This is a genomic window from Scandinavium sp. M-37, from assembly GCF_043558715.1.
Taxonomy (GTDB): Bacteria; Pseudomonadota; Gammaproteobacteria; order Enterobacterales; family Enterobacteriaceae; genus Scandinavium; species Scandinavium vulneris_A.
Window position 1 is genome coordinate 263,797 of sequence record NZ_JBIGIN010000002.1, and the last position, 14,350, is coordinate 278,146.

At 57.4% G+C, this 14,350-nt stretch carries 11 protein-coding genes; 3 read left to right on the forward strand and 8 right to left on the reverse strand.

Annotated features, from left to right (window positions below):
• Positions 1-11 precede the first annotated feature (11 nt).
• The 8 genes from panC to thpR form a co-directional block, all read right to left on the reverse strand.
• On the reverse strand, positions 12-866 hold the full coding sequence (gene panC / locus ACG0Z5_RS03150; RefSeq protein WP_394445284.1) for a pantoate--beta-alanine ligase: 855 nt from the start codon (positions 864-866) through the stop codon (positions 12-14).
• A 10-nt stretch (positions 867-876) separates the two neighbouring features.
• Positions 877-1,668 carry a 3-methyl-2-oxobutanoate hydroxymethyltransferase gene (panB, locus tag ACG0Z5_RS03155; RefSeq protein WP_394445286.1) on the reverse strand — a complete coding sequence of 264 codons (792 nt, stop codon included), beginning with the start codon at positions 1,666-1,668 and terminating at the stop codon, positions 877-879.
• Positions 1,669-1,743: 75 nt separating this feature from the next.
• Positions 1,744-2,223 carry a 2-amino-4-hydroxy-6-hydroxymethyldihydropteridine diphosphokinase gene (gene folK, locus ACG0Z5_RS03160; RefSeq protein ID WP_394445288.1) on the reverse strand — a complete coding sequence of 160 codons (480 nt, stop codon included), beginning with the start codon at positions 2,221-2,223 and terminating at the stop codon, positions 1,744-1,746.
• Positions 2,220-3,617 (reverse strand): polynucleotide adenylyltransferase PcnB, encoded by a 1,398-nt coding sequence (gene pcnB / locus ACG0Z5_RS03165; protein ID WP_319785287.1) that lies wholly within the window; start codon positions 3,615-3,617, stop codon positions 2,220-2,222. The genes folK and pcnB overlap by 4 nt, the downstream gene beginning before the upstream one ends.
• Before the next feature lie 57 nt (positions 3,618-3,674).
• The gene (gluQRS, locus tag ACG0Z5_RS03170; RefSeq protein WP_394445290.1) at positions 3,675-4,565 is read right to left on the reverse strand and encodes a tRNA glutamyl-Q(34) synthetase GluQRS; all 891 of its coding nucleotides are present in this window, start codon (positions 4,563-4,565) and stop codon (positions 3,675-3,677) included.
• Between the two features lie 64 nt (positions 4,566-4,629).
• Entirely contained in the window at positions 4,630-5,085 is a 456-nt protein-coding gene (gene dksA, locus ACG0Z5_RS03175) for an RNA polymerase-binding protein DksA (protein WP_097162920.1), read from the reverse strand.
• Between the two features lie 155 nt (positions 5,086-5,240).
• Positions 5,241-5,966 (reverse strand): DNA/RNA nuclease SfsA, encoded by a 726-nt coding sequence (gene sfsA, locus ACG0Z5_RS03180; RefSeq protein ID WP_394445293.1) that lies wholly within the window; start codon positions 5,964-5,966, stop codon positions 5,241-5,243.
• Between the two features lie 9 nt (positions 5,967-5,975).
• Entirely contained in the window at positions 5,976-6,506 is a 531-nt protein-coding gene (gene thpR, locus ACG0Z5_RS03185) for an RNA 2',3'-cyclic phosphodiesterase (protein ID WP_394445295.1), read from the reverse strand.
• Between the two features lie 73 nt (positions 6,507-6,579).
• On the opposite strand from thpR, the gene hrpB reads away from it, so the two are divergent.
• The 3 genes from hrpB to fhuA all read left to right on the forward strand — a co-directional run bounded on the left by hrpB (position 6,580) and on the right by fhuA (position 14,304).
• Entirely contained in the window at positions 6,580-9,009 is a 2,430-nt protein-coding gene (gene hrpB / locus ACG0Z5_RS03190; protein WP_394445297.1) for an ATP-dependent helicase HrpB, read from the forward strand.
• Positions 9,010-9,123: 114 nt separating this feature from the next.
• Positions 9,124-11,664 (forward strand): bifunctional glycosyl transferase/transpeptidase, encoded by a 2,541-nt coding sequence (gene mrcB, locus ACG0Z5_RS03195; protein WP_394445299.1) that lies wholly within the window; start codon positions 9,124-9,126, stop codon positions 11,662-11,664.
• Positions 11,665-12,096: 432 nt separating this feature from the next.
• Positions 12,097-14,304, forward strand: a complete 2,208-nt coding sequence (gene fhuA / locus ACG0Z5_RS03200; RefSeq protein ID WP_394445300.1) for a ferrichrome porin FhuA — start codon at positions 12,097-12,099, stop codon at positions 14,302-14,304.
• The last annotated feature ends 46 nt before the right edge of the window (positions 14,305-14,350 follow it).

Here is a 14,350-nt window from a genome sequence, read left to right on the forward strand (position 1 = left end):
TCTAGGTGTGTCTACTGGCTTAATTCTACTGTCTTATTGTCGATCAGGCGGGCCTGACCCAGCCATGCCGCCATCAGGATAACCGCGCGTTTACTGGTATCCGACAGTTCCAGCAGCGTGTCGGCATCGCGAATCTGAATGTCGTCTGCGCGGAAGCCTTTCTCATTAAGATCCTGTTCCGCCAGGGCGACTATTTCGTCCAGATTGCGATCGCCCGCCAGCAATTTTTCGGCCATAGAATTCATCACTTTGCTCAGGCCCGGCGCGATTTTGCGCTGGTCGTTGGTGAGATACCCGTTACGTGAGCTGAGCGCCAGACCGTCCTTCGCCCGTACCGTTGGCACGCCGATGATATCGATGTCATAGCCCATATCGGCTACCATCTTGCGGATCAACGCCAGCTGCTGGAAGTCTTTCTCACCGAAGCAGGCGACGTCAGGCTGCACCAGATTAAACAGCTTGCTGACGATGGTCGACACGCCACGGAAATGGCCCGGACGGCTGGCGCCTTCGAGCATCGTTGAAATGCCCGGCACGTCGACAAAGGTCTGGGTATCCGTGCCCTGCGGATAGATATCGGCCGGGGCAGGGGCGAACACAAAGTCCACTTTACGCTTGTTCAGCTTCTCGCTGTCTTCCTGCAAAGTGCGCGGATAGCGAGCCAGATCGTCAGCGCGGTCGAACTGCATCGGGTTCACGAAAATACTGACCACCACCACATCGGCGGCGGCTTTGGCTTCATCAACCAGCTTCATATGGCCATCGTGGAGGTTGCCCATGGTCGGCACCAGCGCGATGCGCTTACCTTCCTGACGCAGACGACGGATATGCTGGCGCAGCAGCGGCAGGGTTTCGATAATCAGCACAACAAACTCCTTAATGGAAACTGTGTTCTTCGCCCGGATAAACCCCGGATTCGACCTCGGCAATATACTGCCGCACTGCGGCGCGCATGTCGCCCGAATCGGTGAGGAAATTTTTCGCAAACTTAGGAATATGGCCCCCGGTAATGCCGAACGCGTCGTGCATCACCAGAATTTGTCCGTCGGTGACGTTGCCTGCCCCGATGCCAATAACCGGAATAGTCAGCGCTTCGGTGATGCGTTTGGCCAGCGCTACCGGGACGCATTCCAGCACCAGGAGCTGAATGCCCGCCGCTTCCAGCGCCAGCGCATCGTCAAACAGGGTTTGCGCGGCATCGCCACGGCCCTGAACTTTATAGCCACCGAAGACGTTCACTGATTGCGGCGTCAGGCCGAGATGACCACACACCGGCACGGCACGTTCTGCCAGCATTTTGACCGTTGGCGCAAGCCAGGCTCCGCCTTCGAGTTTCACCATATTAGCGCCCGCACGCATCACCACGGCGGAATTCTCAAACGCCTGCTCCGGCGTGGCATAGGCCATAAACGGCAGATCCGCGAGCAGCAGACAGTTAGGCGCACCCCGGCGAACGGCGCGGGTGTGATAGGCGATATCGTCTACCGTCACTGGCAGCGTGGAGTCGTGTCCCTGGACCGTCATACCCAATGAATCACCAACCAGCATGACGTCAATTCCGGCATCGGCGAACAGTTTCGCAAAGCTGAAATCATAGGCGGTGATGGTGGCGAAGCGTTTCTTTTCCTGTTTGCATTTCTGCAACAGAGAGATGGTGGTGGGTTTCATAGCGTTTCCTGATAACGAAAGCCGAATCTAGCGGCATTGTATCAGTCAGATAGAGCGGGGCAATGGTTTTGCCGTTTACCAGTGAGCAGGTTTTGAGCAGTCGAGGCGTTGCAGCAGCGTCGTCAGCGGGGTGCCGTCGGGGAAGGTGAGGTCGGGTGCGATTTCCGCCAGCGGCCACAGCATAAAGCCGCGGTTGTGCATGTCGTAATGCGGTACGGTCAGGCGGTCACTGTTCAGAGTGAGGTCACCAAACAGCATGATGTCGAGGTCCAGCGTGCGCGGGCCCCAGCGTTCGGCTTTGCGCACCCGGGCTTGCTGAAGTTCAATGCGCTGAGTGTTATCCAGCAAGGCAAGCGGGGCCAGTTCGGTCTCCAGCGCCACGGCGGCGTTGAGATAATCAGGCTGGTCCTGCGGGCCGAGCGGCGGGGTGCGGTAAAACGACGATACCGCCACCACCGTGGTGTGCGGGATCTCGCCGAGAGCAGCAAGGGCGGCATTCACCTGATTGAGCGGTGAGGCCAGATTGCTGCCGACGGCGATATAAACGCGTGTCACGCGGCGCCACCCTGACGTGGGGCGCGTTTGCGAGGGCGACGATGGCGACGACGTGCGGCAGGCTCTTCATCCAGCCCGTTGAGCATGTCTTTTTGCGCCGGTGGCGCTGCTACCTGGAACTCGCCCCACCACTGCGTCAGACGCTGCAGTTCGTGGTTGCCTTCGGCCTCTGCGCGCAGCGCCAGCAGATCGTAGGCTGCGCGGAATTTAGGATGCTCCATCAGCTTCCACGCGCGTTTGCCCTGACGACGCGACATGCGCAGCTGAAGCTGCCAGATGTCACGCACCAGGCTGGTAATACGTTTTGGGATCGCCAGTGAACGGCAGGCTTCGTCGAGCACGTCGTTCATCGCCAGCGCGAAGGCGTCGAAGTAGGCCAGTCCGCTTTCCTGGGCAATACGCTGAGCGGTTTCCAGCAGCGGATACCAGAACATCGCCGCAAACAGGAACGCCGGGTTAACGCGCATATCGTTATGAATGCGGTTATCGGTGTTTTTCAGCACCTGGCTGAGGATGCGTTCCATCGGGCTATCACCGTTTTCGGTGAAGTTGCGGGTGATGGTCGGGAACAGCGGCTGGAACAGGCTGTATTCACGCAGCAGCTTGTAGGTTTCAAACCCGTAGCCTGCCTGCAACAGCTTCAGTGATTCTTCAAACAGACGCGCCGGTGGCACGTCGTTGATGAGAGTGGCCAGGCGTGGGATGGGCTCGGCGGTATCCGGGCTGATGCGCATGTTCAGCTTGGCAGCAAAGCGCACCGCACGCAGCATACGTACCGGATCTTCGCGGTAGCGGGTTTCCGGATTGCCAATCAGGCGAATCACGCCGTCCTGCAAGTCACGCATCCCGCCGACGTAATCGCGGACGGTAAAGTCGGCCACGCTGTAGTAAAGGCTGTTAATGGTGAAGTCGCGACGCTGGGCATCTTCTTCGATTGAACCGAAGATGTTATCGCGCAGCAGCATGCCGTTTTGCCCACGCTGAGAGGTGGCGCGATCGTCCGGGGAACCATCGTGATGGCCGCGGAAAGTGGCGACTTCAATAATTTCCGGGCCAAACATCACGTGAGCCAGGCGGAAACGGCGACCAATCAGACGGCAGTTGCGGAACAGCTTACGCACCTGTTCCGGCGTGGCGCTGGTGGTCACGTCAAAATCTTTGGGTTTTTTGTCCAGCAGCAAATCGCGCACGCCACCACCGACGAGATAGGCCTCGTAGCCCGCTTTGTTCAGACGGTAGAGCACCTTGAGGGCATTTTCACTGATATCTTTGCGGGAAATAGCGTGCTGTTCACGCGGGATGACCGTCATTTCTGGTTTTGCATCAACGGTTTCAGCCCCGGTTTCTTCACGGGTAAGCACCTTACGGCAAAAATTAGCGACTCGGGTAAAAATGTTGCACCTCGGTTTTCGTGTCAGTCGGAAGTCGTGAGGACAAAAAATAGCGGCTAATCATAGCTCAGCAAGAGGCATTTGAGAATGCTGGATTTCGGCGACAGCCGAAAGGTTCCAGTTTGCCACCGCATTTTTCAGCAGATCCTCGAGCGTGATGTCCTGCCACTCATTAACAATAGTCTGATTAAGAAACTTTAATGCCCGGATTAATTCCGGACGCGGGTCGCCGGTCGATAATGCGGGGGCATGGTTTTGTTTTGACAGCTTGTTGCCGTCGCTATTCAGCGCCAGCGGCAGATGAATATAGTCCGGCACCGGCCAGCCGAAATGTTGGTACAGCGAAATTTGCCGTACCGTCGGCTCGATTAAATCTGCGCCGCGCACGATTTCCGTCACGCCCTGAAAATGGTCGTCGACCACGACAGCAAGATTGTAGGCAAACAATCCATCGCGACGATGAATAATAAAATCTTCCCGCGCCAGCGGTTCATTGGTCACAACCGTCCCGCGCAGCCTGTCGTTAAATTGCAGCACGGGCCGGGTTTGATGTAAACGCACCGCGGCATTGTGCGGGCCGAGATGCAAGGTTCGGCAATGACCATCGTACAGGCCGCCCACACGTTGAATACGGGCGCGAGTGCAGGTGCAGTAATAGCTCAGCCCTTGTTCATGTAGCCAGGCGAGACGTTCCCGATAGGCCTCATGGCGCTGCGATTGCCACAGTACGTCGCCATCCCAGTGCAAACCATAATGTTCCAGCTGACGCAGAATCGTGTGTGCGGCACCGGGAACTTCACGGGGGGGATCGATATCTTCAATACGCACTAACCACTTTCCCTGACGGGCACGGGCCTGCAAATAACTGCCCAGGGCAGCAATCAGTGAGCCGAAATGGAGTTCGCCAGACGGGGAGGGAGCAAAGCGTCCAATGTAATCAGAATTTGCCATATTGCTAAAAAGAATAAGGCGGGAGAGTGCTCCCGCCAGAATTGTATTATGCGAATCGGATGACTTAGCCTGCCATCTGCTTTTCGCGGATTTCCGCCAGCGTTTTGCAGTCGATACACAGGTCGGCTGTCGGACGCGCTTCCAGACGACGGATACCGATTTCAACACCGCAGGATTCGCAGTAGCCGAAATCTTCGTCTTCGACCTTCTTCAGCGTTTTTTCGATCTTCTTGATCAGCTTACGCTCGCGGTCACGGTTACGCAGTTCGAGGCTAAACTCTTCTTCCTGCGCGGCACGGTCCACCGGGTCCGGGAAGTTCGCTGCTTCATCCTGCATATGAGTCACTGTACGATCAACTTCATCCCTGAGTTGGTTACGCCACGCTTCAAGAATACGCTTGAAGTGAGACAGCTGGGCTTCGTTCATATACTCTTCACCCGGCTTCTCTTGGTATGGCTCCACCCCAGCGATGGCGAGAATACTCAGGGACGATGTTTTACGGATTTGCCCTTCTTGCATGTTGCTTCTCCTTAACACGCACTATCGATCCCCATGTGGGGGAAAAATCAGGCCGCTATAAATAGCAGATGCTTTTCAGGATAGCAATTGTCTAAACGTTACACTTGACAACCCTGTGAGGAAAAGCGTATTTGCGCACGCGACCAGCACATTTATTACTCAACCATTGATATCGGTGATAGCACCACGGGCAACGGCTCTTTCAGAGTGATATTATCGGCAGAAAGTTCCGCTTTATAAGCCAGAATTTCAACCCCCTTTTTTTGTGCCTCATTCAACAACTGCGCGTATTTTGGATCGATATGGCGCGCGGGTGAAAAACGGGTAATGGCAGAGTGAAGTACCGCAAATAACACCACGGCACGATCGCCTGAGGCCGCCACGCCCATCAACTCTCGCAAATGCTTCTGACCCCGCTCAGTGACTGCATCGGGGAAGTAACCATACTCTCTTTCCGCTAAGGTTACCGATTTCACTTCAATATAGCAGTTACGGCGATCGTCTGCCTGTAACATGAAATCAATTCGGCTACGCTCTTCACCGTATTTCACTTCACTTTTCAAGACGCTATAGCCTTTCAGTTCCGGAATAACCTCTGACTCGATAGCCTCTTTTACCAGCTGATTGGCCCGTAACGTGTTAACACAAATAAAGGCCCCGGTTTGGGTCTCAGTCACTTCCCAGGTATGCGGGTATTTGCGCGCCTTGCTGTCTGATGTGGAGTACCAGACGGTATCGCCCGGCGTGGCGCAGCCGGTCATCGCTCCGGTATTGGCGCAGTGCAGGGTAAATTCTTCCCCGTCGGCGGTCACGACATCGGCGAGAAAGCGCTTATAGCGTTTGATCAGACGGGCGGGTTTAAGCGGTGGTAAGAATTGCATAATTTCCCTTTATTCGTTGAGTGCCCAGCGCTCAAGGCGGGTATATCGGGTGCGTCCCCGGGCATATTCAGAGCTGAATAGCGCGAAGCTGCTGACGGGCACCTGCCAGCTGAACCCCGGCGCGGGGATCGGCACAGCATGGGCCGTATTGCGCAATAGCGTGATATGGGGATGAAACGGCTGTGGGCTTTGGTAACAGCCGCTGCGTGCGGCCTGCGATCGCAGCATATTGGCCAGCTGCAGTACACCGCGCGGCGGCTGGCGCGGGCCGAGCCACACCACCTGTGAACGCAGCCATTGCCCGGCATCGTTGAGATCCAGGGTAAAACCCGGCTGGCGGATGCGTCCAGCCATCGCCGCCAGCGCCCGCTGTTTTTCCGCACTGACCTCCCCGAGAAACGCCAGCGTCAGATGCAAATTCGCCGCGGCTATCGGGCGTCCGCAGTCGGGCGGGAAATTCGCGGCCCGCCAGTGGATGATCTGTTGCTGAACGTCGTCGGGGAGCTCAAGTGCGAAAAACAGTCTTTTGGGTTCGGGCATGCCAGGGTCTCGGTAATGATTTGGCGCAATGCTACAATGCCGGGCCATTTAAAGTCACCCACTGGAGTCCTTTGTGTCGTCATTGCCGGTCGCCGTTGTCCTTCCCGAACTTACTCAGGCGCTGAATGCCGCGCCGCAGGTGCTGTTGAACGCACCCACCGGTGCCGGTAAATCCACCTGGCTACCGTTGCAAATCCTGCACGCGGGGAGCATTGAAGGCAAAATTATTCTGCTGGAACCGCGCAGGCTGGCGGCGCGGAACGTTGCTCAGCGGCTGGCGGAACTGCTGAACGAAAAACCGGGCGAGACCGTCGGCTATCGGATGCGGGCCGAAACCTGCGTTGGTAAAAACACCCGCCTTGAGGTGGTGACCGAGGGCATCCTGGCCCGTACTCTCCAGCGCGATCCTGAACTGAGCGGCGTCGGGCTGGTTATCCTCGATGAATTTCATGAGCGCAGCCTGCAGGCGGATTTGGCGCTGGCGCTGCTGCTCGATGTTCAGCAGGGGCTACGCGACGATTTAAAACTATTAATTATGTCGGCGACGCTGGATAACGCACGCCTGCAAACCCTGCTGCCTGACGCGCCGGTGATTGCCTCCGAAGGCCGGGCCTATCCGGTTGAACGCCGCTATCAGGCGCTCCCGGCCCATCAGCGCTTTGACGAAGCGGTGGCGATGGCGACCGCCGAACTGCTGCGCAATGAACCCGGCTCACTGCTGCTGTTTTTACCCGGCGTGGGTGAAATCCAGCGCGTGCAGGAGCAGCTGGCCTCGCGCGTCGGCCCCGACGTGGTGCTCTGTCCGCTGTACGGGGCGTTATCGTTAAACGACCAGCGCAAAGCGATTCTTCCGGCGGAAAAGGGCACTCGAAAAGTGGTACTGGCGACCAATATTGCCGAGACCAGTCTGACCATCGAAGGCATCCGGCTGGTGGTCGACTGTGCCCAGGAGCGCGTGGCCCGTTTTGACCCGCGAACCGGCCTGACGCGTCTGATAACTCAGCGCGTGAGCCAGGCGTCGATGACCCAACGAGCGGGCCGCGCCGGGCGTCTGGAACCGGGGATTTGTTTGCATCTGCTGGGGAAAGAGCAGGCCGAACGCGCTGCGACGCAGGGCGAAGCGGAAATTCTGCAAAGCGACCTGGGCGGGCTGATGCTCGAACTGTTGCAGTGGGGATGTCAGGATCCGGCGCAGCTGAGCTGGCTGGATCAACCGCCCGCGATCCATCTGGCGGCCGCCCGTAGCTTGCTGATCCAGTTAGGTGCGTACGATGGCAAACAGCTCACGGTGCAGGGCCAGAAAATGGCGACGCTTGGTAACGATCCGCGTCTGGCGGCGATGCTGGTAGCCGCTAAAACACCGGACGACGTGGCGACGGCGGCGAAGCTGGCCGCCGTTCTGGAAGAACCTCCGCGCGGCGGTAATGCTGACCTGAACATGGCGTTTTCGCGTAATCAGCCCAACTGGCAGCAGCGCGCCAGGGCGCTTATCCAGCGGCTGGGCACGCCTGCTGGGACGCCGGATGCCGGGCGCATCAGTGTCTTACTGGCTCAGGGTTTTGCCGATCGCATTGCCCGCCGTCGCGGCCAGGAAGGACGCTATCAACTGGCGAACGGCATGGGCGCGATGCTGGATGCCGACGACGCGTTGGGGCGGCACGAATGGCTGATAGCGCCGCTGTTGTTACAGGGCAGCCAGTCGCCCGATGCCCGAATTTTGCAGGCGATGGCGTTGGACATCGACGCGCTGGTGGCAGAATGTCCCCAGCTTCTGACCCAGTCCGACACCATCGAATGGGATGAACAGCAGGGGACGTTGAAAGCCTGGCGGCGGAGCCGTATCGGCCAGTTGACGGTGAAGGTTCAGCCGCTGGCGAAACCGTCGGAAGACGAACTGCATCAGGCAATGCTGAACGGTATTCGGGACAAAGGTCTGAGCATTCTCAACTGGACGCCGGAGGCGGAGCAGCTACGCTTGCGTATTCAGTGCGCCGCGCGCTGGCTGCCGGAAGAGGCGTGGCCTGCGGTCGATGATGAGGCGCTGCTGGCCGGGCTGGAAAGCTGGCTGCTGCCGCACATGAGCGGCGTCCATTCGCTTAAAGCCTTGAAGGCGCTGAATGTCACCGACGCATTACAGGGGCTGTTGCCGTGGTCATTGCGACAACGTCTGGTGAGTTCGTTACCCACGCATTACACTGTGCCCACCGGAAGCCGGATTGCGCTGCGTTACGATGCGGATAATCCGCCGGTACTGTCGGTGCGAATGCAGGAAATGTTCGGCGAGGCGACTACGCCGACTATCGCTGAGGGCCGCGTGGCGCTGGTGCTGGAGCTGTTGTCCCCGGCACAAAGGCCGCTGCAAATCACACGCGATTTGAGCGCGTTTTGGGCAGGCGCGTACCGCGAAGTGCAAAAAGAGATGAAAGGGCGTTACCCGAAACATGTCTGGCCTGACGATCCGGCCAACACCGCGCCAACCCGACGCACGAAGAAGTATTCGTAAACTCTCCCGAAAAGGAGAGGGCACAAACAGTAAATTTGAGAGATTTCTTCTTTCAACATCGCGTGAAAGAAAAGAGAATCAGGCGCTTACGCCTGAATTTAGCGGAGAAAAAGTATGGCGGGGAATGACCGCGAGCCGATTGGACGTAAAGGCAAGCCTGCACGTCCGGCTAAGCAAAAGGTTAGCCGTCGTCGTCTCAGGGACGAAGAGTACGACGACGATGATTACGAAGATGAGGATGAAGAGCCGATGCCGCGTAATGGAAAAGGTAAGGGCAAGAAGCCGCGTCGCAAGTACGGCTGGTTCTGGCTGCTGGTAAAAATCGGTATCGTCTTTGCGGTACTGATGGCCATCTATGGCGTCTATCTGGACCAGAAAATCCGCGCCCGTATTGACGGTAAAGTGTGGCAACTGCCCGCGGCGGTCTACGGTCGGATGGTGAACCTCGAACCGGATATGCCGGTCAGCAAGAACGAGATGGTGCGCCTGCTGACGGCCACGCAGTACCGCCAGGTGACGGCGATGACCCGTCCAGGCGAGTTTACCGTGCAGGCCAATAGCATCGAGATGATTCGTCGTCCGTTTGATTTCCCGGACAGTAAAGAAGGGCAGGTGCGTGCGCGTCTGACCTTTGATGGCGATCATCTGGACTCCATCACGAATATGGAGAACAACCGCCAGTTCGGTTTCTTCCGTCTTGATCCGCGTCTGATAACCATGATGTCGTCGCCGAACGGTGAGCAGCGTTTGTTTGTGCCACGCAGCGGTTTCCCGGATCTGCTGATCGACACGCTGATTGCCACCGAAGACCGTCATTTCTACGAGCATGATGGGATCAGCTTCTACTCGATGGGTCGTGCTGTGCTGGCGAACCTGATGGCGGGCCGCACGGTGCAGGGCGCAAGTACCCTGACCCAGCAGCTGGTGAAAAACCTGTTCCTCTCCAGCGAACGCTCCTACTGGCGTAAAGCCAACGAAGCGTACATGGCGCTGATCATGGACGCCCGCTACAGCAAAGACAGGATTCTTGAGCTGTACATGAACGAGGTCTACCTCGGTCAGAGCGGTGACAACGAGATCCGCGGCTTCCCGCTGGCGAGCCTGTACTACTTTGGTCGTCCGGTGGAAGAACTGAGTCTCGACCAGCAGGCGTTGCTGGTGGGCATGGTGAAAGGCGCGTCTATCTATAACCCGTGGCGTAACCCGAAACTGGCGCTGGAGCGTCGTAACCTGGTCCTGCGTCTGCTGCAACAGCAGAATGTTATCGATCAGGAGCTGTACGACATGCTGAGCGCGCGCCCTCTGGGTGTGCAGCCGCGCGGCGGCGTCATTTCACCGCAGCCCGCGTTTATGCAGATGGTGCGTCAGGAGTTGCAGGCTAAGCTCGGCGATAAAGTGAAAGATCTTTCCGGTGTGAAAATCTTTACCACCTTCGATTCCGTTGCTCAGGATGCCGCCGAAAAAGCCGCAACTGAAGGCATTCCGGTGCTCAAGAAACAGCGCAAGCTGAACGATCTTGAAACCGCGATGGTCATTGTCGACCGCATGACCGGCGAAGTACGGGCCATGGTTGGTGGCGCTGAACCGCAATATGCGGGCTATAACCGCGCAATGCAGGCGCGTCGTTCGATTGGTTCTCTGGCAAAACCGGCGACCTATCTGACCGCGCTGAGTCAGGCGAATATTTACCGCCTGAACACCTGGATTGCCGATGCACCGGTCACCATTCATCTGTCGAACGGCCAGACATGGTCGCCGCAGAACGATGATAAGCGCTTTAGTGGTCAGGTAATGTTGGTGGACGCGTTGACCCGTTCGATGAACGTGCCGACGGTTAACCTCGGGATGGCGTTGGGCTTACCGGCGATCACCGATACCTGGCAGAAACTGGGGGTGCCGAAAGACCAGCTGCATCCGGTTCCGGCGATGATTCTGGGTGCGCTGAACCTGACGCCAATCGAAGTGGCGCAGGCGTTCCAGACTATCGCCAGCGGTGGTAACCGTGCGCCGCTGTCCGCGCTGCGTTCGGTGATTGCTGAAGATGGCACCGTGCTGTACCAGAGCTATCCGCAGGCTGAACGTGCTGTTCCGGCTCAGGCGGCGTACATGACGCTGTGGACCATGCAGCAGGTTGTGCAGCGTGGTACGGGTCGCCAACTGGGGGCCAAGTACCCGAACCTGCATCTGGCGGGGAAAACCGGGACCACTAACAACAACGTCGATACCTGGTTTGCCGGGGTTGACGGACGTGAAGTGGTAATCACCTGGGTCGGTCGCGATAACAATCAGCCGACCAAGCTGTACGGAGCCAGCGGTGCGATGTCCATTTACCAGCGCTATCTTGCTAACGAGTCGCCGATCCCACTGGATCTGACCCCGCCGGAAGATATCGTCAATATGGGCGTCGACGAAAACGGTAACTTTATTTGCGGCGGTGGCGGTATGCGCCAGCTTCCGGTCTGGACCACCGATCCGGATCAGCTCTGCCAGCAGAGCCAGGCGATGCAACAACAGCAGCAGGACGCGAATCCGTTCGGCGGCTCAACGCAGCAGCAGCCGCAACAACAGCAACCGCAACAGCAGCAGCAACCTGCGCAGCAGGAAAAAAGCGACGGTGTAGCGGGCTGGATTAAAGATATGTTTGGCGGTAACTAAGACCTTACCCCTCACCCTAACCCTCTCCCCACAGGGGAGAGGGGACTGTCCAGTTTTCTCCCTCGCCCGCTGAATGAGGGGGACTGTCCGGTTTTCTCCCTCGCCCGCTGAATGAGGGGGACTGTCCGGTTTTCTCCCTCGCCCGCTGAATGAGGGGGACTGTCCAGTTTTCTCCCTCGCTCCTTGAATGAGGGGGACCGTCAGGTTTTCTCCCTCGCCCCTTGGGGGAGAGGGCCGGGGTGAGGGGCATTCTCGATCCTCGTGTTAACCTTCTCTTAACTCCCTACTTACCATCAGGTTATTTTTTAAACCCTCAATTCTGGTAGGGGCGTATTCCGCTTGCTATGCCTTCCGCGTTTCGCCTATTATTCTGCGGCATAATAATAATTCTCGTTTACGTTATCATTCACTCAATATCATCAGAGAAGACTCATGGCGCGTCCTAACACTGCTCAGCCAATCAATACCTCCGTGCGCAAGCTCGCACTGGTAGTAGCCACAGCGGTCAGCGGCATGTCTGTCAGCGTACAGGCAGCAACCCCACCGAAAGAAGAAACCATCACCGTGACGGCCGCCCCGGTCGCACTGGAAAGCGCGTGGGGCCCGGCGGCAACCATCGCGGCGAAACATTCTGCGACAGCGACCAAAACTGACACGCCGATTGAAAAGACGCCGCAGTCTATTTCGGTGGTGACACGTGCCGAAATGGACATGAAGCAGCCCACGACGGTGAAAGAAGCGCTGGCCTATACACCGGGCGTATTCTCTACGCGTGGCAGCTCAACGACTTATGATGTGGTTTCCATTCGCGGTTTCACCACTTCTACAACGGTTAATACCAACCAGTACCTCGACGGCATGAAGCTGCAGGGTGATAACTACTCTGAAATGTCGATGGATCCGTATTTCCTGGAACGCGTAGAAGTGATGCGCGGTCCGGTTTCCGTGCTGTACGGAAAAAGTAACCCTGGCGGTATCGTCAGCATGGTCAGTAAGCGCCCGACCACTGAACCGCTGCGTGAAATCCAGTTCAAAATGGGCACCGACAATCTGTGGCAGACCGGGTTTGACTTCAGCGATGCGATTGACGATGACGGCGTGTGGTCTTATCGCCTGACCGGTCTGGGCCGCAGTCAAAACGCGCAGCAGGAAATGGTGAAATCAACCCGCTACGCCATTGCGCCGTCGTTCAGCTGGCGCCCGGATGATAAAACGGACTTCACCTTCCTGAGCAACTTCCAGAGCGATCCGGATGCAGGTTACTACGGCTGGCTGCCGCGTGAAGGGACGGTCGTGCCGTATTATGATGCCAATGGCAAAGCACATAAGCTGCCAACCGACTTCAACGAAGGCGACCCGGATAACAAGATGTCCCGCCGCCAGAAGATGGTGGGCTACAGCTTCGCCCACGAGTTTAATGACACCTTCACCGTGCGTCAGAACTTGCGCTATGCCGAAGTGAACACGCTGTACCGCTCAGTGTATGGCAATGGCTATATTGCGCCAGGGCAGATAAGCCGCGCCTATGTCCGTTCAGATGAGAACATGAATAGCTTCACCGTGGATAACCAGCTGCAATCCAAATTCGCCACTGGCGACGTGGATCACACGCTGTTGACCGGTGTGGACTATATGCGGATGCGCAATGACATTGATGCTGACTACGGTTCAGCCGATCCTATCAGCATGGATAATCCGCAGTACGGCGATCCGAATATCAACGTGACCTTCCCGTATGCGGTGCTGAACCGTCAGGAACAGACCGGTCTGTATGTGCAGGATCAGGCGGAATGGGATAAGTGGGTACTGACCCTGGGCGGGCGTTATGACTTCGCTAAAACGTCGACTCTGACCCGTTCGTCGAACACCACTGCTGAAGTTAACGACCATCAGTTCACCTGGCGCGGCGGCCTGAACTATCTGTTTGATAACGGGGTTTCTCCGTACTTCAGCTACAGTGAATCCTTCGAGCCGATTTCCGGTGCCACGATGAATGGCAAACCGTTCAATCCGTCTAACGGCAAGCAGTACGAAGCGGGCGTGAAGTACGTGCCGAAAGACATGCCAGTGGTGGTCACGGCGGCGGTGTATCAGTTGACCAAAGATGGCAACCTGACGGCAGATCCGAGTGCGCCAACCAGCGGCTTTAGCGTACAGGGGGGTGAGATTCGCTCCCGTGGCGTAGAGCTGGAAGCGAAGGCGGCGGTGAATGCCAACGTCAACGTGACGGCGTCTTACACCTTCACCGATGCGAAATACACCCAGGACACCTGGTATGAAGGCAAACGTCCGGCAGAGATCCCACGTAACATGGCGTCACTGTGGGCGGATTATACCTTCCACGAAACGGCGCTGAGTGGTCTGACGATCGGGGCGGGCGGACGCTATATTGGCAACACCGTCAGCTACTATTCAGCCAACTCGCCGAAAGCGTATCAATCGTTCAACGTGGCGGGCTATGCGCTGATGGATGCCACCGTGAAATACGATCTGGCACGTTTCGGTCTGCCGGGATCGTCGGTGGGGGTGAACGTCACCAATCTGTTCGATCGTGAATACGTTTCCAGCTGCTACAGCGAATATGCGTGCTACTGGGGATCCGAGCGTCAGGTTGTGGCCACTGCCACCTTCCGTTTCTAACTCTCTTTCAGGCGCGGTTTTCCGCGCCTTTTTACACGTTGGTCGC